General features: G+C 69.1%; 14 protein-coding genes. 5 read left to right on the forward strand and 9 right to left on the reverse strand.

What is annotated here, in order from left to right:
- Positions 1-259 precede the first annotated feature (259 nt).
- On the reverse strand, positions 260-1,453 hold the full coding sequence (gene purT, locus ACZ9YD_RS11065; protein ID WP_465075265.1) for a formate-dependent phosphoribosylglycinamide formyltransferase: 1,194 nt from the start codon (positions 1,451-1,453) through the stop codon (positions 260-262).
- 268 nt (positions 1,454-1,721) lie between these two features.
- On the opposite strand from purT, the gene ACZ9YD_RS11070 reads away from it, so the two are divergent.
- On the forward strand, positions 1,722-3,593 hold the full coding sequence (locus tag ACZ9YD_RS11070) for a lytic transglycosylase domain-containing protein (protein WP_465075535.1): 1,872 nt from the start codon (positions 1,722-1,724) through the stop codon (positions 3,591-3,593).
- 5 nt (positions 3,594-3,598) lie between these two features.
- Positions 3,599-4,822, forward strand: coding sequence for a multifunctional CCA addition/repair protein (locus ACZ9YD_RS11075; protein WP_465075266.1), 1,224 nt, complete (start codon positions 3,599-3,601; stop codon positions 4,820-4,822).
- A 17-nt stretch (positions 4,823-4,839) separates the two neighbouring features.
- Here the strand turns inward: ACZ9YD_RS11075 and ACZ9YD_RS11080 are convergent, their stop codons facing one another.
- From ACZ9YD_RS11080 to ACZ9YD_RS11115, 8 genes are all read right to left on the reverse strand, one after another.
- The gene (locus ACZ9YD_RS11080) at positions 4,840-5,676 is read right to left on the reverse strand and encodes a DUF72 domain-containing protein (protein WP_465075267.1); all 837 of its coding nucleotides are present in this window, start codon (positions 5,674-5,676) and stop codon (positions 4,840-4,842) included.
- 26 nt (positions 5,677-5,702) lie between these two features.
- Positions 5,703-6,059 carry a bleomycin resistance protein gene (locus ACZ9YD_RS11085; RefSeq protein ID WP_465075268.1) on the reverse strand — a complete coding sequence of 119 codons (357 nt, stop codon included), beginning with the start codon at positions 6,057-6,059 and terminating at the stop codon, positions 5,703-5,705.
- Complete coding sequence (locus ACZ9YD_RS11090) at positions 6,056-7,096, reverse strand: aminoglycoside phosphotransferase family protein (protein ID WP_465075269.1); 1,041 nt, start codon at positions 7,094-7,096, stop codon at positions 6,056-6,058. The genes ACZ9YD_RS11085 and ACZ9YD_RS11090 overlap by 4 nt, the downstream gene beginning before the upstream one ends.
- Positions 7,097-7,220: 124 nt before the next feature.
- On the reverse strand, positions 7,221-8,282 hold the full coding sequence (locus ACZ9YD_RS11095; protein ID WP_465075270.1) for an acyltransferase family protein: 1,062 nt from the start codon (positions 8,280-8,282) through the stop codon (positions 7,221-7,223).
- A 4-nt stretch (positions 8,283-8,286) separates the two neighbouring features.
- Positions 8,287-9,426, reverse strand: coding sequence for an N-acetylglucosamine-6-phosphate deacetylase (gene nagA, locus ACZ9YD_RS11100; protein WP_465075271.1), 1,140 nt, complete (start codon positions 9,424-9,426; stop codon positions 8,287-8,289).
- Entirely contained in the window at positions 9,426-10,478 is a 1,053-nt protein-coding gene (locus ACZ9YD_RS11105; protein WP_465075272.1) for an SIS domain-containing protein, read from the reverse strand. The genes nagA and ACZ9YD_RS11105 overlap by 1 nt, the downstream gene beginning before the upstream one ends.
- On the reverse strand, positions 10,462-11,538 hold the full coding sequence (locus tag ACZ9YD_RS11110) for a LacI family DNA-binding transcriptional regulator (protein WP_465075273.1): 1,077 nt from the start codon (positions 11,536-11,538) through the stop codon (positions 10,462-10,464). The genes ACZ9YD_RS11105 and ACZ9YD_RS11110 overlap by 17 nt, the downstream gene beginning before the upstream one ends.
- A gap of 41 nt (positions 11,539-11,579) precedes the next feature.
- On the reverse strand, positions 11,580-12,860 hold the full coding sequence (locus tag ACZ9YD_RS11115; protein ID WP_465075274.1) for a sugar MFS transporter: 1,281 nt from the start codon (positions 12,858-12,860) through the stop codon (positions 11,580-11,582).
- 382 nt (positions 12,861-13,242) lie between these two features.
- Here ACZ9YD_RS11115 and ACZ9YD_RS11120 point away from each other — a divergent pair, with 382 nt between their 5' ends.
- From ACZ9YD_RS11120 to ACZ9YD_RS11130, 3 genes are all read left to right on the forward strand, one after another.
- Positions 13,243-14,259 (forward strand): glucokinase family protein, encoded by a 1,017-nt coding sequence (locus ACZ9YD_RS11120; RefSeq protein WP_465075275.1) that lies wholly within the window; start codon positions 13,243-13,245, stop codon positions 14,257-14,259.
- 164 nt (positions 14,260-14,423) lie between these two features.
- A complete protein-coding gene (locus ACZ9YD_RS11125) occupies positions 14,424-17,135 on the forward strand; it encodes a TonB-dependent receptor (RefSeq protein ID WP_465075276.1) in 2,712 nt (903 codons plus the stop codon).
- 129 nt (positions 17,136-17,264) lie between these two features.
- On the forward strand, positions 17,265-19,607 hold the full coding sequence (locus tag ACZ9YD_RS11130; RefSeq protein WP_465075277.1) for a beta-N-acetylhexosaminidase: 2,343 nt from the start codon (positions 17,265-17,267) through the stop codon (positions 19,605-19,607).
- Positions 19,608-19,613 lie beyond the last annotated feature (6 nt).

Below are 19,613 nucleotides of genomic sequence, written 5' to 3' on the forward strand. Positions count from 1 at the left end.
GCCTGGAAACCACTTTGCGCGGCGGGACGCGGTGCGGAACGAACGCGGCGCTCAAGAGCCCTCTCCCGCGCGCGGGGGAGGGTTGGGTGGGGGCGAACCGTCAGATCGCTACGGCAATCGCACACAAGCGGTAAATCGGACTTGGGATCACGCAGAGCAGCAAACGGATCGTTCGCCCCCATCCCAGCCTTCCCCCGCATGCGGGGGAAGGAGCAGGAATTCGCGAGCGTAGGGATCTCTGACCGAATCACGCGCCCGATCAGGTCCACTCGATCGCAATCGCAGCCGCCGCCTCACGCGCCGTCGCCCGCGCCGCATCCACATCGCTGCCACGCGCCAGCGTCACGCCGACGCGGCGCTGGCCTTCGACGCGCGGCTTGCCGAACAGGCGCAGCGCGCTGTCGGGCGACTGCAGCGCGGCGTCGATGTTCGAAAACACAGGCACGCCCGTGCCCTGCGCCAACAGCGCGCAGGACGCGGCGACGCCGTGCTGCACGACATCATCCGCATCGACCGGAATCGGCAGGCCGAGAATCGCGCGCGCATGCAGGGCGAACTCGCTGAGATCCTGCGAGGCCAACGTCACCAGACCGGTGTCGTGCGGACGCGGCGAGACTTCCGAGAACCACACCTCATCGCCCTTGACGAAGAGTTCGACACCGAACACGCCGCGGCCGCCGAGATCGTCGGTGACCGCACGCGCCACATCGCGCGCGCGCTGCAGGGCGGCCGGCGACATCGGCTGTGGCTGCCAGCTCTCGCGGTAATCGCCGGCGATCTGCACATGGCCGATCGGCGCACAGAACGCGGTGCCGCCAGCGTGGCGCACGGTCAGCAGGGTGATCTCGTAATCGAAATCGATGAAGCCTTCGACGATGCAGCGGCCCGCACCGGCGCGGCCGCCGGTCTGCGCGTAGTCCCACGCCGCATCGATGTCGGCCTCGCTGCGCACCGTGCTCTGGCCCTTGCCCGACGACGACATCACCGGCTTGACCACGCAGGGCAGACCGACGGTGTCGATCGCAGCGCGGTATTCCTCGCGTGTGTCGACGAAGCGGTACGGCGACGTCGGCAGGCCGAGCGTTTCGGCAGCGAGACGGCGGATGCCTTCGCGATCCATCGTCAGGCGCGTTGCGCGCGCGGTCGGCACGACCTTGAGGCCTTCGCCCTCCAGCGCGACCAGCGTGTCGGTGTGGATCGCCTCGATCTCGGGCACCACGAGGTGCGGCTGCTCCTTGGCGATCAGCGCACGCAGCGCGGCCGGATCGAGCATGTCGAGCACATGACTGCGATGCGCGACCTGCATCGCCGGCGCATCGGCGTAGCGGTCGGCGGCGATCACTTCGACGCCGAAGCGCTGCAGCTCGATCGCCACCTCCTTGCCCAGTTCGCCCGAGCCGAGCAGCAGCACGCGGGTGGCGGAGGGAGACAGGGGCGTGCCGAGAGTGATCATGTGCGCGGGCCGGGAAGCGGTTGGGGACGACAATTCTAAAGCGTCGCCGCCAGCGGCTCCGACTCGGCTCTCCCGCACCGGCAACACGTCTCGCGCAAGCACTGCCTGCGAAGGGCGCTTCAGCCCGCCTCCGCTATAGTCGGCCGCCGCCCTCGACATGCCTGTGCCGATGCCGCCGAACCGCCGCGAAACGACCCCGACCCACCGCCCGCTGCGCGTTCGCGCGCTGCGTGTCCTGCTGCCTGCGCTCGCACTTGCGCTGCCGGGCATGGCCTGTGCGCAGACCGTCGACGACGCCGCATTCCGCGCTGCGATGCTGGCGGCCGAACGCGGCCAGCCGGTCGCACCGGCGATGCAGTCGCATCCCGCGGGCGCGTGGCTGGAACTCGCCGCGCTGCGTCGCAATCTCGACACCCTGCCGCTCGCGCAAGGCCGGGATTTCATCACGCGCCATCAGGGCGAGCCGGTCGCCGAAGTGTTCCGTGAGGGCTGGCTGCGCGCGCTGGCCAAGCGCCAGGAATGGGCGGCCGTGCGCGAGGCCTGGGTGCCCGGCACGACCAACGCGACGCTGCGCTGCATTGAGCTCGACGCGCGCGCGCGCGCCGGCGCCACCGATGCACAGTGGACGCGCGACGCGCAGGCGCTGTGGCGCAGCAGCGGCAGTTCGCTGCCGAACGAATGTGATGCGCCGTTCGCGACGCTGGCCACGCGCGGCGGTCTCGGCGACGACCTGCGCTGGGAACGGTTCGATCTCGCCGTCGCCGAACAGGATGTCGGCGTCATGCGCACCGTCGCGCGTGGTCTGTCGACGGGCCAGCAGGCACTCGCCGAGGATTACGCCGCCTACATGACCGCGCCGCATGCGCGCGCGCTGCAGTGGCCGAAGACCGCGCGTAGCCGCCTCGTCGCGTCGCACGGCCTGGCGAAGTTCGCCAAGTCCGATCCGCTGGCCGCCGAACGCCAGCTGCCGGCGCTGGCCGATGCGCTCGGCTTCGGCGAGACCGAGAACGGCCGCGTGCTGTACCAGGCCGCGCTGTGGACGGTCGCGTCGTATCTGCCCGACTCGGCGCGCCTGCTCAACCGCGTGCCCGAGAGTGCCTATGACGACCGGCTGCACGAATGGCGCGTACGCGAAGCACTCGCGCGCAAGGACTGGCCGGCCGCGTTGACGGCGATCAAGAGGATGGGCGCCAGCCAGCGCGGCCAGTCGCGCTGGACCTGGTTCCAGGCGCGCACGACCGAACTCACCGGCGATCGTGCCGGCGCGACACCGCTGTTCCGCGAGGCGGCGAAGAATTCCGATTTCCACGGCTTTCTCGCAGCCGATCGCGTCGATCAGCCGTACGCGCTGTGCCCGCTCGACTTCTCGCCGTCGAACGATGCACGCGCGAAGATCGCCGCCGATCCGGGCCTGACGCGTGCGCTCGCGCTGTATCGCATCGACCGCCCCGGCTGGGCCACGCGCGAATGGACCGCCGCGCTGCGCAACTTCGACGACAGCCAGCGCCGCATCGCGGTGCAGGTCGCGCAGGAAAGCGGCTGGTACGACCGCGGCGTGTTCGGTCTCGGTCGCCAGCCGGAAGAAACGCGTCTCTACACGCTACGGTTCCCGCTGACCCAGCAGGCGCTGATCGAACGCGAATCGCAGCGCCAGGGCCTCGATCCCGCATGGGTCGCGGCCGAGATCCGCGCCGAGAGCACCTTCAATCCCAATGCGCGTTCGCCCGCCGATGCGCGCGGTCTGATGCAGGTGATGCCGGCCACCGGCGCCGCGGTCGCGCGTCGCCTGGGCATCGCCTACGGCGGCCCGGACAGCCTGTACGACCCGGCGACGAACGTCGCGATCGGCACCGCGTACCTGCGCGAGAAGAAGGACATGTACACGCTGCCCTACGTGGCCATCGCCGCGTACAACGCGGGCCCGACACCGACCGGCCGCTGGCTCGCGCAGCGCCCGGACATGGACCCGGATATCTGGATCGAGACGATCAGCTATCGCGAAACGCGCGAATACGTCGCGCGCGTGCTCGCCTTCAGCGTGCTCTACGACTGGCGCATGTACGGCCAGGCCGCGCCGCTGGAACCGCGTATGCGTGGCGCCGAGGCGCAGCGCAACAAGCGTTTCGCCTGCCCGGGCTGAGAACGATGGAGATCTATCTCGTCGGCGGCGCGGTCCGCGATCGTCTGCTCGGGCAACCGGCCGGCGACCGCGACCATGTCGTCGTCGGCGAAACCCAGGCCTCGATGGAAGCCGCAGGTTTCCGCGCGATCGGCCGTGATTTCCCGGTGTTCCTGCATCCCAACACCCAGGAAGAACACGCGCTCGCGCGCACGGAACGCAAGTCCGGTCGCGGGTATCGCGGCTTCGTCGTCGACGCCGATCCGTCGGTGACGCTGGAGCAGGATCTCGGCCGCCGCGATTTCACGATCAATGCGATCGCCGAAGCGCCGGACGGCACGCTGATCGATCCCTACGGTGGCGCGCGTGACATCGAAGCGCGCGTGCTGCGGCACGTCGGAGACGCGTTCTCCGAAGATCCGCTGCGCGTGCTGCGCGCCGCGCGTTTCATGGCCCGCTTTGCCCCGCTCGGCTTCACCGTCGCCGACGAGACGATGGCGCTGATGCGCGGCATGGTCGCGGCCGGTGAACTCGAAACGCTGACGCCCGAGCGCGTGTGGCAGGAGCTGTCGCGGGCACTGGCGTCGGCGCGTCCGTCCGCGTTCCTGCGCACCCTGCACGACTGCGGCGCGCTCGCAGTTGTGCTGCCGGAGGTCGATGCGCTCTACGGCGTGCCGCAGCGCGCCGAGTTCCATCCCGAAGTCGATACCGGCGTGCACATCGAACTGGTCGTCGACATGGCCGCACGGGTCGCGCCCGGCGATGCGGTGATCGGCTTCGCCGCGCTGACCCACGACCTCGGCAAGGCGCTGACGCCGGCGGACAAGCTGCCGCGCCACGTCGGCCACGAACACGCCGGACTCGCGCCGCTCGACGCGCTGTGCGCGCGCCTCAAGGTGCCGGCCCTGCAACGCGAGCTCGCGATCGTCGCCTGCCGCGAACACCTCAACGTGCACCGCATCGCCGAACTGCGCGACGCCACGCTGCACGACCTGATCGCCCGCTGCGACGGGTTCCGCAAGCCCGCGCGTATCGACCAGCTCGCGCTGGTCTGCGAATGCGACAAGCGCGGCCGGCTCGGCAGTGCAGACGACGCCTATCCGCAGGCCGACATCCTGCGCCGGGCGCACGCCGCCGCGCTCGCGATCAACGCCCGCGACATCGTCGCCGAGGGCATCACCGGTCCCGCGATCGGCGACGCGCTGCGCAAGGCGCGGATCGCGGCGATCGCGCAGTCGCGCGCAGGCTGAGCGCGCCGACGGCTGAGTTACGCGGCGGCCTGAAGCCGCTGCTGCAACGCCATCGCTGCAGCGGGGTTGCGTTCTTTCGCCGCCGAGATGAAGAACACGAAGCTGTCGCGCGGGGCCACCGGTGCGGCATCGCGCGCCCCGGCATACGGCAGATCGGCCGGCGCCTCGCCGTTTGCCCATTGCAGCGCGCGCTTGGCCCAGGCGTCGAGCTGCAGGCCGGGATAGCCAGTGGTGCTGGTGTCGCGGCTGGCCATCAGCCGGGCGTAGACGAAATCGCCGGTGATATCGGCAAACGACGGGTATTCGGTGGAATCGGTGAACACCGTCGCCACGCCGCGCGCACGCGCGAGGCGCAGCCAGGCCTCGCTCTGGAACGAGGGATGCCGCACTTCGACCGCATGGCGCAGCGGCAGACCGTCGACCGCATCGGGCAGCAGGCCGAGGAAGGCTTCGACATCCTCGGCATCGAAACGCCGCTGCGGCGCGAACTGCCACAGCAACGGACCGAGATGTTCGCCGAGCTCGGCAATGCCGCCTTCGACGAAGCCCGCGATCTGCTTGCCCGTGCCGGCCAGCGCACGGGCACCGACGATGTGACGCGGCGCCTTGAGCGAGAACACGAAGCCCGGTGGCGTCTCGCTGCCCCACTTCGCATAGGTCGCCGGCTTCTGCGCGCCGTAGAACGTGCCGTTGATCTCGATCGCGGTCAGCCGGCGACTCGCGTATTCGAGCTCGCGCTTCTGCACGAGACCCTTGGGATAGAAGTTGTCGCGCCACTCCGGATACGTCCAGCCGCCGATGCCGGTACGGATGCCGTGGACGGGCACGGGTGCGTCTGCGAACAGGTCGTCCATCGGAATCTCCTCGCGCCGCAGCGCGATCAGTCGGGGTGCTGCGCGAACCGCAGGCGATTGTGGTCGGGATCGACGAGCACCATCTCACGCGTGCTCCAGTCCGTGTCCCAGGGCGCCGTCACGATCGGCACGCCCGCGGCGGCGAACGCGCGCGCGCAGGCGTCGACGTCGCGCACCTTGAAATAGATCGCACCGCCGACCGCGCAATCGCCGGCGTGCCCGCTGAGAAAGATCGTCTGGCCCTCGCGCGTGAGCTGCGCGAACACCGGCATGCCGGTGTCGAAGCGATGTTCCCAGTCGACGGTGAAGCCGAGTGCGGCGTAGAACCCCAGGCTGCGCTCGGCGTCGGTCATGCGCAGTTGCGGGATCACGGTCTGGATCATCGCGGCTCTCCTGAAGCCCGGGCGGCAAGCCGCGGGCGCACGTGGCGATCGAGGATCGACGCCAGCGGCGACAGCGACGGTTCGCGTGCGAGCACGTCGTCGAGGTAGACGACGAAGCGGGCCGCATCGGCGAGATATTTCGGCTTGCCGTCGCGATAGTGCAGGCGTGCGAACAGGCCGAGGATTTTCAGGTGGCGCTGCATGCCGGCGAGATCCGCGTCGCGCCGGAACGCGGCAAGCTCCGCGCGCAACGGCAGGCCGGCATCGATCGCGCGTGCGTGGTAGCGCGCCAGCCAGGTATCGACGCGCGCGGCCGGCCAGCTGTGGAAGGCATCGCGGAACAGGCTGACCGGATCGTAAGCCAGCGGTCCGCGCACCGCGCCCTGGAAATCGATGACCGCCGCGCCCGCATCCAGCGGCATCAGGTTGCGCAGCATGTAGTCGCGGTGCACGAAGCCCTGCGGCTGCGACAGCACCGCGTCGATCAGCGTCTGCTGCACCGCCTGCAGGCCAGCGCGCGCGTCGGCGTCGAGCGTGACGCCGAGATGGCGCCCGAGAAACCAGTCTTCGAACAGGTCGAGCTCGCGCTGCAGCATCGGCGCGTCGTAGACCGGCAGATCGTCGGGGCACGCGATCGCCTGCACGCGCAGCAGCTGGTCGAACGCGGCGTCGAACATCGCATCGGCGGAACCGTCGTCGACGACATCAAGGCAGGTCTTCGCACCCAGATCTTCGAGCAACAGGAAGCCGGTGTCGGCGTCTTCGGCCCACACCTCGGGAACGCGCACGCCAGCGTCGCGCAGCAGCATGCGGATGCGCAGCCACGGGCGCACGTCCTCGAGGTCGGGCGGCGAATCCATGACGATGCGGCTCGCGCCCGCGCCGTGCGTGCGCCAGTAGCTCCGGAAGCCCGCGTCCATCGACGCCCGCTCGAGCTCTAGCGCGGCATCGCCGGTGGTCGCGCGCGCCCAGGCCAGGCGCGCGCGCGCGCGTTCGGCGTCGCGGGCGACGGGCGCGGCATCGGAGAGAACGGTCATCGTGCAGATTCCGGAAAACGGCAGCGCGCAGGGTACAAGCTGGATGCGTGTCGCCAAAGTCGCGATTTCGTCAGGAACCTGCGTTTGCGACATCGGCATCGACGTGCGCGCGTCCCGAACCGGCCTAGACCTTCAGGTGGATGCCGCGCCGGTCCAGCACCCACGCCACGCCCCACCACGCGCCGACGAAGACCAGTGCGAACGCCAGCGAGGCGCCTTGCGGTCCGATCCACGGCGCGAGCGGCGCTTCGAACAACTGCCGGTACAGCGGCGTCCACAGGTCCAGCGCGATCGCCAGCAGCACGACAGCGATCGAACCGGCGTAGACCGCGATCGCGTTGACGCCGAAGCGGCGCCCGAACGGAGGCCAGCCGCGCCGGTCGACCAGCACATGCAGAGCGGCCAACGCCAGCATCGCCAGACCGCCGGTCCACAGCACGTAGGACGGCGACCACAGCGGCTTGTTGAGCGGCAGCCACCACGACCACGCGCCACCGATGACGAGCGACACCAGTCCGGCGATGCCCAACGTGCGTACGCGACCGGCGCGCAGCCACGACCCGGCGCGCAGGCCGAGCAGCGTCGTCGCCAGCGCACCGGCCGTGCTCGCCAGGCCTTCGGGATCATGGCCCAGGCCCGTCGTCGGGTCGTAGCGATACAGCCAGGGCGCGAACAGCGCCGTATCGAACCTGTCGAAGGGATTGGCGCCTGGCGCCATGCCGCCCCCGATGAGCGCGATAGCGCTGCCGAGCAGCAGGCCGGCGCACAGCAGCCATTGCACGCGCGGGGTCAGGGTCAGCGCTGCCAGCCCGGCCAGCGCGAAGCACAGGCCGATCCGCTGCAGCACGCCCCAGGGCCGCACGTGCGTCTGGTCGAGCGCCCACCACGCGAGCAGATGCAGCAGCAAGCCGATGCCGACGATCCGCAGCGCGCGCCACAGCACGCCGCGCGCCAGTGCGGCGGTCGCGGCACCAGCCTCGCGGCGCGGCACCAGCGACAACGCCAGCGACACGCCGACAACGAACAGGAAGGTCGGGAACACCAGATCCGCCAGCGTGCAGCCGTGCCACGGGGCGTGACGCAGGGGCGCAGCGACGTGCGCCCAGTCGCCAGGCGTGTTGACCAGCAGCATCGCCGCGACGGTCATGCCGCGCAGCGCGTCCACCGAGGCCAGACGCGACGCCATCATCTCAGCCGGCCGCGCCACCGATCCACGTCGCCTGCAGCGCCAGCGCCTCGTCGACGACCACGAAATCGGCGCGCAGACCCGGCGCAATGCGTCCGAGTTCGCCGTCGAGTCCGAGGAACTGCGCCGGATAGGTCGATGCCATCCGCGCTGCTTCGTCCAGCGGCACGCCGAGCGTGCGCACTGTGTTGCGCACCGCGGTCATCATGTCGAGCGCGGAGCCAGCCAGCGCACCGGCCGCGTTGCGCACGACGCCATCGATCGCGGTGATCGTCTCGCCGTAGAGCACGTAGTCGGCGCTGTCGCTGCCGACCGGCGGCATCGCATCGGTGACCAGGAAGATCTTGCCGCGCGGCTTGGCTGCCAGCGCGACGCGCAGGCTGGCCGCGTGCACGTGCGCGCCGTCGACGATGATCCCGCACCAGCTCTCACGGTCTTCAAGCGCCGCCCCGACCGCGCCAGGCGCGCGCCCCTGCAGTGGCGACATCGCGTTGAAGAGATGGGTGAAGCCGCGGATGCCGGACTCGAGCCCGTCGCGGATCTGTTCGTAGCTGCCGGCGGTGTGGCCGGCGGCGACGATCGCGCCGCCCGCGACCAGCGCGCGGATGCGCTCGAGCGGCACCTGCTCGGGCGCGAGCGTGACCAGGGTGACGCCGTTGCCCAGTGACGTCGCGAGCGCGACCTCGTCGGCATCGGGCACGCGGAACTTGCCCGCGTCGTGCGTGCCCTTGCGCGCGGGCGCTAGATACGGGCCTTCTAGATGGATGCCGGCGATGCCGGGCACGCCGGCGTCGATCGCATCGCGCACGGCGGCGATCGCCGCGCGCATCACGTCGAGATCGTCGCTGATCAGTGTCGGCAGCAGCGCGGTGGTGCCGAAGCGGCGGTGCGCGGCCGCGATCGTGCGGATTGCATCGACTGTCGGCGCGTTGTTGAACAGCACACCGCCGCCGCCGTTGACCTGCGCGTCGACGAAGCCCGGCAAGAGCCAATCACCGCCGAGATCATGATGTTGCGCCCCCCGCACACGCGGATCATCGAGCGCGGTGAGCGCGACGATGCGCCCGCTGTCGACGAGCACGGCGACATCGTCGCGGAAGCCGTCGTCAGTCAGTACGCGGCCGTTGACCAGGGCGGTCGCCATCAGACGGTCTCCGTGACCTTGTTGAGATGCGGTGGGCGGTCGGGATCGAAGCCGCGCCGCAGCGACAGCGCATTGACTGCGCGGTAGAAGGACTGCGCCGCGAGCAGCGGTGCGAACGCAGGATCCGGCGCGGCGGCGACCGGCAGCTCGCCGCCCGGCGCGGCCAGCCACACCGCTGCGCCGCGCGCGCGGAATTCGTCGACGACGGCGCGCGTACCGGCATCAGTCGCGTCCGGCTGGCCGAACGCCAGCACCGGAAAGCCCGGCCCGACCAGCGCCATCGGGCCGTGCTTGACCTCGGCCGCGCTGTAGGCCTCGGCGTGCAGGCCGCTGGTTTCCTTGCACTTGAGCGCCGCTTCCTGCGCGATGCCCAGACCGATGCCGCGGCCGAGCACGAACAGGTTGCGCACGTCGGCGAGGCCGTCGACCAGCGGTGACCAGTCGCAGGCCCAGGCCGCGCGCATCGCGTCCGGCAGCGCGGGCAGTGCATCGGCCAGCGCACCATCGCCGCTGTCCGCGCGGCGCCACACGGCGGTCAGCTGCAGCAGAGCCGACAGCGACGCGAGATAGCTCTTGGTCGCCGCGACGCTGCGCTCCGGGCCGGCGCCGAGCGGCAACACGACATCGGCCAGCTGCGCGAGCGGGGATGTCTCGACATTGACCAGCGCGACGATGCGCGCCCCGGCCTCGCGCGCAGCCTCGGTGTTGCGCAGCAGGTCCGGGCTCTCGCCCGATTGCGAGATCGCGAGAAACAGCGCGCCGCGCATACGCTGCCGCACCGCGTAGACGGAACCGACCGATGGCGAAGCCGACGTCGTCACCACGCCGAGGCGGGTCTCGAACAGGTATTTGGCGCAGGTCGCGGCGTGGTCGGAACTGCCACGCGCGCAGGTGACGACGAACGGCGGCGGGCGCGCGACCAGATCGTGGACCAGTGCGTCGACGGCGTCGGCGTTGCGCGCCAGTTGCGCGGCGACCACATCGGGCGCCTCGGCGGCTTCGCGGAACATCCACGTGGCGGCCGCGCGCGCGGCCTCATCCGGTTGCTGCATCGTCGCTCCTCGGGGCGGGCGGGCGTGGGCGCACGGGCGCGGTGGAGCCGCGGACCACCAGCTGCGGCACGAAGCCCTGGTTGTGAGTGGCCTGCGCGGAGACCGGATCGGTCTCCGCGCGCAGGCTGGCGATCAGCATCCGCGCCGCGTGTCGCGCGATGTCTTCGGTCGCCTGCTTGGCGGTGGTCAGCGCCGGCCACGACTGGCGCGAGAACGGGCTGTCCTCGAAGCCGGCGATCGACAGGTCGTAGGGCACGTTCATGCCTGCAGATTTCGCCGCGGCGAGGACACCGGCCGCGATTTCGTCGTTGGAGCCGAAGATCGCGGTCGGCGGATCGCGCAGCGCCAGCAGGCGTCGCGCACCGCGGAAGCCGTCGTCGAAGGTGTAATCGCCGGGAATCACCAGGTGCTTGTCGTGGGTGATTCCGTAGTCCTTCAACGCCGCCTCGTAGCCCGCATGGCGCTCGCCGCTGGAATGGTGCTGCGCCCCGCCCCACAGAAATCCGATGCGCTGGTGACCGAGCTGGATCAGGTGCTCGGTGATCTCGTAGGCCGCGTCGCGATCGTCGACGAAGACGCAGGGATGGCCGTCGCCGGGATCCTCGGTCGCGGCGATGATCCGCACCAGGCGGATGTCGCGCGCGGCGAGCGCATCGATGAGTTCGCGACGCTCGGACATCGGCGCGGTCAGCACCAGACCGGCGAGGCGCGAGCGGCGGACGAAGTCGACCAGTTCCTCGACCAGCAGCGGCGAGCTCGCATCGCAGGGATGGATCTGCAGGCCGAACCCGGTCTCCCGGCACGCAGCCAGCACGCCGTTCTGCACGCCGATGATGTGGTACGGATTCGGGTTGTCGTAGATCAGGCCGATGACGAACGAAGTCGCGCTGCGCAGGTTGCGCGCCGACGGGTCGGGCTCATAGTCGAGCTCGTCGATCGCGTGCAGCACGCGCGCGCGCGTCGCCTGCAGCACCGACGGCTCGTTGTTGATGACGCGCGAGACGGTCTTCAGCGAGACCTTCGCGCGCTCGGCGACATCTTTGATGGTGGGCTTGCGCACGGGGCGGGTTCCGGATGCTCAGACGGTCATGATCGCCCGGTTCATGCCGGTGTGCGGCCGACGCGATGCCCACGCAGCCCGAAGTACAGGATGTAGAGGTAGCAGGGCAGCGTCAGCGCCAGGAACACCAGCTGGAAGTCGTAGTGCTGCTTCAGGACCGCGAACGCCTGCGGAATGATCGCACCGCCAGCGATGCCCATGATCAGCAGCGCCGAGCCGGTTTCGGTCAGTCGCCCCAGGCCCTTGATCGCCAGCGGGAAGATTGCCGGCCACATCATCGCGTTGGCGAAGCCGAGCGCGGCGACGAAGCCGACCGACACGTAGCCGTGGGTCAGGAAGGCGCCGGTGGTGAACACGATGCCGAGCACCGCCGACATGCCGAGGTAGCGTTCCTGACTGATGAAGCGCGGGATCGCGACCAGGCCGACGACGTAGCCGAGCAGCATCGCGCCCAGGGTGAACGAGGTGAAGAACTTGGTGCGGTCCAGCGGCAGGCCGAAGCCGTTGCCGTACGTGCCGATCGCATCACCGGCCATCACTTCCACGCCGACGTAGACGAACAGGCACAAGACGCCCAGCCACAGGTGTGGCACCTGGAAGATGCCGCGGGCGGGCGCGCCCGCCGTCTCGTCCGACGCATTGGCCTCGGCCGATTTCAGTTCCGGCAGCGGCGACAGCAACACGCCGACCGCCACCAGCATCAGCACGCCCGCCATCACCAGATACGGCGTGTGGATCTTCGCTGCGAACGTATCCAGCAGTTGCGCGCGCTGCGCCGCGTCTGCAACTGCGACTTCAGCGCTGAGGTCGCCGATGCCGTGCAACACCACCGTGCCGAGCACGATCGGCGCGAGGATGCCGGCGCATTTGTTGCAGATGCCCATCAGCGCGATGCGCTGCGCGGCGCTGTCGATCGAGCCGAGAATGCTGATGTAGGGATTAACCGCGGTCTGCAGCAGCGCGAGGCCGCCGCCGATGACGAACAGGCCCGACAGCGCGCCTGGATACCAACGCTGGGTCGAAAATTCGCCGAACAGCATCGCGCCGCAGGCCATCACGAACAGGCTCAGTGCGAGCCCCTTCTTCATGCCGGTGCGGCGCAGCACCCACGCCGACGGCAACGCGAGGAAGAAGTACGAGAGGTAGAACACCATCAGCACCAAGAAGGCGTTGACCTCGTCGAGCTCGAAGGCGAGCTGCACGAAGGTGATCAGCGGTCCGTTGATCCAGGTGAAGAACCCGATGATGAAGAACAGCAGGCCCATGATCGCGATCGAACTCGCGTGGCTCGGGCGGACGTGCGGTGTGGCGATCGCGGACATCTGGTGCGCTCCCGTGGTGCGGTCAGAGACGGAACCTGCAGCGGATGTCGTGTTCGGACATCCGGTACCAACGTTGTCATAGAACTGCGCCGGACACCATCCGGCGCGCCGATCATGCCGCAGATTCGATGCGTAAATCCTGCTGCAGCGCGGCAACGAGTCCGAACCGACATAGCCATGACCTGGTCGGACGCCCCGTATTAGCAGCATTTCATCGCTCATTTTGACACCTCACGCCAGATTGTTGCGTTGGCGTGAGGAATACGGCGGTGATTGCAATTATTTTCGGGCCTGGCGTTGACATCGTTGTCATTGAACGCCGAGAGTCGAACCGTCTGGTGGTGGCTGTCATCGTATGGCGCCCTTCCCTCCCGGAGATTCCGTGGTCGCACCTTCTCTTACGCAGTCCCGCCCGCTGACACCGGCCGCGCCGTTCATCGCCGCAGATGTCGGTGGCACCCATGTGCGCATCGGCCTGGTCGAAGCCACCGGCGATCCCGCGCATCCGGTGCGGGTGCTCGAGTACCGCAAGTACGTCTGCGCCGAGCACGCGGGCCTGGCCGACATCATCGAGGACTTCCTTGCCGCCCTGCCCGGCACGCGTGTCGATGCCGGCGCGATCGCCAGCGCCGGTTACGCGCTGGAGGACGGCACGGTCATCACCGCGAACCTGCCGTGGCGGATCTCGCTGGAAGAGATCCGCGCGCGGCTCGGCTTCCGGACCTTCCGCCTGGTCAACGATTTCGAAGCCGTTGCCCACGCCGCCGCGCAGGTCGACGGCAGCGAAGTGCTGCGTCTGACCGGGCCGGACATCGTCCAGCCGGGCCCGATGCTGATCGTCGGTCCCGGCACCGGACTGGGCGCCGCGGTGCGTATCCCCACTGCGCACGGCCCGGTGGTGCTGGCGACGGAAGCCGGCCAGGCCGCGTTGACCACGGGCACTGATCGCGAGATGGCGCTGCTGCGCGAATTGCAGCGCAGCCGCAGCCACGTGCCGATCGAACATGCACTGTCGGGTCCTGGCCTGATGAACCTCTATCGCGCGGTGTGCGCGCTGCACGGCCAGGCGCCGGTGCACGCCGTACCGGGCGAGGTGACGGCGGCGGCGATGCACGGCGACGACGCCCTGGCGCGCGAGAGCCTGGACGCGTTCTGCGGCCTGCTCGGCAGCACCGTCGGCGATATGGCCCTGCTCTACGGCGTGCACGGCGGCATCTATCTGGCGGGCGGCATCCTGCCGCAGATCCGCGACTACCTGATGCAGAGCGATTTCGTCGCACGGTTCCTCAACAAGGGACCGATGCGCGAGGCGCTTGAGCGGATTCCCGTGCGGCTGGTCGAGCACGGGCAGCTGGGCGTCATCGGCGCCGCCAGCTGGTATCTCGGCCAGCACGACTGACGCGCCATCAGCGCGCGGAAGGTCGGGGAAGGACCTGCGTGCGGATGGCGCGACAGCGCTGGCCAACGCGACAAGCGACACCGCGGTTCGGGTGACGCCGGTACAGGCACGCCGCGGCGGCATGGTCCGCCCCGGCGCCACTTACATCAGCGATGGGGACCACCATGAACACCCGTAGATCAGTGCTTTCGGCCGCAATCACCCTCGGTCTGTGCGTCTCCTTCCAGGCCCAGGCACAACAGGCCGCGCCCGAGGGCGAGGCCGCGACGCAACTCGACCGCGTCATCGTGACCGGCATCCGCGGCAGCCTGCAGAAGTCGCTCGACACCAAGCGCGAAGCGGAATCCCACGTCGAGGCAGTCTCGGCCGAAGACATCGGCAAGTTGCCCGCCAAGAACGTCGCCGATGCGTTGCAGCGCCTGCCAGGCGTCAACATCAGCTCGTCCAGCGCCAGCGAAGGCGGCTTCGACGAGGCCGATCGCGTCAGCCTGCGCGGCACCAATCCGAGCCTGACCCAGACGCTCGTCAACGGCCACACCATCGGTACCGGCGACTGGTTCGTGCTGAGCCAGACGGCGAACGTCGGGCGCAGCGTCAGCTACTCGCTGCTGCCGGCCGAGATCGTCGACCAGGTCGTGGTCTACAAGAGTTCCCAGGCCAAGCTGGTCGAAGGCGGCACCGCGGGTTCGGTCAACATCGTCACCCGCAGCCCGTTGCAGTTCACCGAGCCGTTCACGGCCGAGGCTTCGGTCGGCGCGGTGCATTCGGACCTGCCCGGCGAAACCGATCCGCAGGTCAGCGCGCTCTTCAACTGGAAGAACGACGCCGGCAATGTCGGCGTCATGGTCCAAGGCTTCTACCAGAAGCGGAACCTGCGCCGCGACGGACAGGAAGTGGTCGGCGGCTACGGCGTCATCGCCGACGATGCGCCGGTTGTGGCGACCAATCCCGACCTCGCGGGCGTGCTCTATCCCAACCTACTGGGCGCGGTGCTGTTCGAGCAGGAACGCGAGCGCAAGGGCGGCGTGCTCGACATCGAGGTCCGCGCGACCGACAACCTGACGCTCGGCCTCAATGCGTTCTATTCCAAGCTCGAAGCCGACAACTACAACCGCAACTACATGATGTGGGGCAGCCAGTTCGTCAACAATCGCGCGCCCCAGCCGGGCTACGTGGTCCGCGACGGCGTGCTGACCGAAGCGGTCTACGCGCCGGTGACCGGCGCCGACAGCATCACCCCGTACGGCGTCTACGACATGATCTCGCGCCCGGGCGCCGGGTCGGAATCGAAGTTCGTCACGCTCGATGCCGACTGGCAGGCCAGCGACACCTTCGGCGTCAAACTCCAGGCCGGCAGCACCCGCGGCCGCGGCACCAGCCCGACCCAGGACGTGATCGAGACCGGCGTCGCCGGCAACGCCGGCGCGAGCTGGCAGATGGGCGGACTGGATTCGCCGATCAACTGGTCGCTCGGCGGCGACAACAGCGCCGGCGCGCATCTGCCGCAGTTCGGCTGGATCTTCGGCGGGCAATCGATCGACGTGCGCGACGACGAGGACTGGTTCTCGGCCGACGGCGAGTTGTATTTCGGTGGCGTGCTGTCGACGCTCGATGTCGGCGTGCGCTACGCCGAACACGAGCGTCGCAACGACCGGCAGATCGGCCAGGGGCCGAACTGGGCCAGCGACTGGCAGAACATCGACGCCTATCCCGCGCCCGGCGGACAGTTCCCCGGTGACTTTGGTAACGGCGTCGGCGGCAGCGTGCCGGGCGGTATCTGGTACTACACCCCCGAGCAGCTGGCCGAGCTCAACAACCAGTTCGCCAACCGCGACCCGGTCGGACGCTTCGATTTCTCCGGCGTCTACGGCGTGAAAGAAGCGGTCTCGGCCGCGTACGTCCAGGCCAACTTCGCCGGCGACCGCTGGAGCGGCAACCTCGGCCTGCGCTACGTCAAGACCGATACCGATGTCCGCTACAACCAGGCCGTCGCCGCGCCCGACGACGTGCCGGGCGCGATCATCGGCTCGGACTTCGGCGCCTACCTGCCGGTCCAGGACGAGAACAACTACAGCAAACTGCTGCCGAGCCTGAATCTGAAGCTCGACATCAGTGACGATCTGGTCGCGCGGTTCGGCGCTTCGCAGACGATGACCCGCCCGGACTTCTCGGCGCTGTCGGGCACGCTGGCACTCGACGACCTCACCCACACCGGCAGTGGCGGCAATCCGTACCTCGACCCGATCGTCTCGACCAACGTCGACGTGTCGCTGGAGTGGTACTTCGCACCGCGCGCGCTGTTGGCGGCGAGTCTGTTCCGGATGGAGCTGGACGACTACATCAACTTCGGCACCGCCGTCATCCAGTTCAAGGACCAGGCCGCGAGCATCGAGGCCGGGCAGGACGTCTACGCGGAGTACCAGGTCTCCACGCCGGTCAACAGCGACGGCAAGGTGCAGGGCGTGGAGCTGACCTACGAGCAGCCGATCGGCGAGAACTTCGGCATCGCGGCCAACTACACCTACGCCGACGGCAGCGCCGAGGGCGGCCGACCCTTGAACGGCACGTCCGAGAACACCTACAACCTGTCGGGCTACTTCGAGAACGAGCGGTTCAATGCGCGCCTGAGCTACACGTTCCGCGACGCGTTCTACGCCGGCGTCAGCCGCACCGACGCGTTCTACCAGGACGACTTCGGCACCCTGTCGGCGTCGCTCGGCTACAAGGCCACTGACTGGCTGACCGTGACGCTGGAAGGCCTGAACCTCAACAACCCCGACCACAAGTACTACACGGAGACCGACGCGGGCTTCCTGCCGTACGCGTTCTATTCGAACGGCCGGCAGTACTACGTCAACTTCCGCTTCAAGTTCTGAGCACGTCGTCGGCGTGTCCGTGCCCGGTGCATATGCCGGGCATGACCACGCCTCGCGCGTCCGCGCGACCCGCGCCACGGTGCGCGGGTCGCCGGTCGCGGCCCGTTGCCGCATTGCAAGGTCGTCCGCATGAGTGATCGTCCCTTCCGTCCCACTGCCGCCATCTCGCTGGTCCTCGTCGCCTTCATGGCGCTGGCGGCCTGCTCGCCGCGCGCGCAGGCACCGCCGCCCGCCGTCATCGCGCCGGCGTTGATTCCGGCGCCGGCGCACTTGGTCGCGGGGGACGGCGGATTCGCGCTCACACCCGCCACGCCGCTGCAGGCCGAGGGCGACGTCGCACGTCGCGTCGCACAGCACTTCGCCGGTGTCGTCGCGACATCGAACGGACTGCATCTGCAGACGGGGACTACCGGCCACGACACATCCCCCCCGATCACGTTCGCACTCGACGCCGCCGCCTCGCCGCAGCACGCGGAAGGTTACGTCCTCGACATCACCCCGGACGGCATCTCGGTCCGCGCATCCGACGAGCGCGGCCTGTTCTACGGCGCGGTCACCTTGTGGCAGCTGGTCGCGCAGGCGGACAGCACTTCGTTGACGCTGCCGGCCCTACGCATCGAGGACGCACCGCGGTTCGGCTGGCGGGGTTTCATGCTCGACTCGGCCCGGCATTTCCAGAGCGTCGACGAGATCAAGCAGGTGCTCGATGCGATGGCGCTGCACAAGCTCAACGTCTTCCACTGGCACCTGACCGACGATCAGGGCTGGCGCATCGAGATCAAGCGCTACCCGCGCCTGACGGAAGTAGGCGGCTGCCGGATTCCGGCCGGCGACGGCGGCATCGATCCGCAGACCGGCGCGCCGGCGCCCTACTGCGGCTTCTACACCCAGGACCAGGTCCGTGACGTCGTCGCCTACGCCGCGGCGCGACACATCACCGTGGTGCCGGAAATCAATGGCCCGGGCCATGCGCAGGCCGCGGTCGCCGCATATCCCGAACTCGGCGTGCTCGACACGCCGGTGCCGGTGCTCAACGAGTGGGGCGTCAATCGGACGCTGTTCAACGTCGAGGAGTCGACGTTCACGTTCCTCGAGAATGTGCTGACCGAAGTCGTCGACCTGTTCCCCGGCACCTACGTGCATGTCGGCGGGGACGAGGCGGTCAAGGACCAGTGGGAGGCGTCACCGCGCATCCAGCAGCGCATGCGCGAGCTCGGCGTGCGCAACGAGGCCGAGCTGCAGAGCCACTTCATCAAACGCATGGAGCGCTTTCTGGTCGCGCACGACCGCCGCCTGATCGGCTGGGACGAAATCCTCGAAGGCGGCCTGCCACCCGAGGCCACGGTGATGTCGTGGCGCGGCATCGAAGGCGGGCTCGAAGCCGCGCGTCAGGGCCACGACGTGGTGATGACGCCGGTGTCCGATCTCTACCTCGACTACCTGCAGACCGACGCACCGGACGAACCACCGGGCCGCCCGGCGATGGTCACGCTGCAGCAGGTCTACGAATTCGAACCGGTGCCCACCGCCCTGCCGGCTGCCCAGCGCCACCACATCCTCGGCGTGCAGGCCAACCTGTGGACCGAACACACTCGCACCTTCGCGCGCCTGCAGCACCACATGTTCCCGCGTCTGGCTGCGCTGGCCGAACGTGCATGGTCACCGGTCGAAACCCGGGACTACGCCGACTTCCTGCAACGTCTGCCGGTGCAGCTGCAGCGCTATCGGGCGATGGGCATCGATTATGCGCAGACGCCCTTTCAGGCGCTGGCCGACATCGACGACGATCGCCGCGCCGGCACCGCGCGGATCACCTTGCGCAACCCGCTCGGCTATCCAGTGCACTACACGACCGACGGCAGCACACCGGTCGCGACATCGCCGCGCTACACGGGCCCCTTCGACGTACGCCTGCCGGCCGACATGCGGGCCGCTGCGTTCGCCAACGGTGTCCCGCTTGCCACCGCGACCCGCCATGCCTTCGACGCGACCTCGCTGCTGACCCGCCGCAATGCGCATCTGTCGACCTGCCCCGACACCGGCCAGCTGCTGCTGCGTCTCGAGGACGACGGCCCGCTGCACGGCGACCGCGCGATCTTCGACGTGACCATCTTCTACCCCTGCTGGCTGTGGCCGAATGCCGACCTCGACGGCATCGGCGGCATCGAGATCCGCGCCGGACGCATGCCGTACTACTTCCAGCTGGCGCATGACGAACCGCACCGGACGTTCCTGCCAGCCGAAAGTGCCTACGGTGAACTGCACATCCAGGCGGCAGGCTGCACCGGACCGCGGCTGGCGACCCTGCCGCTGCCGGCCGAACCTGACGTCGACGGCTTCATCACCCTGCATGCGCCGATCGACACAGCGGCGATTGCCGGGCGGAACGCAACCGACCTGTGCCTGACCTTTACCGGCGACACGCGGCCGACAATGTGGGTGGTCGATTCGGTGACGCTGCAGCCACGCTGAGGGCGA

The organism is Luteimonas sp. AC640a (assembly GCF_979256585.1).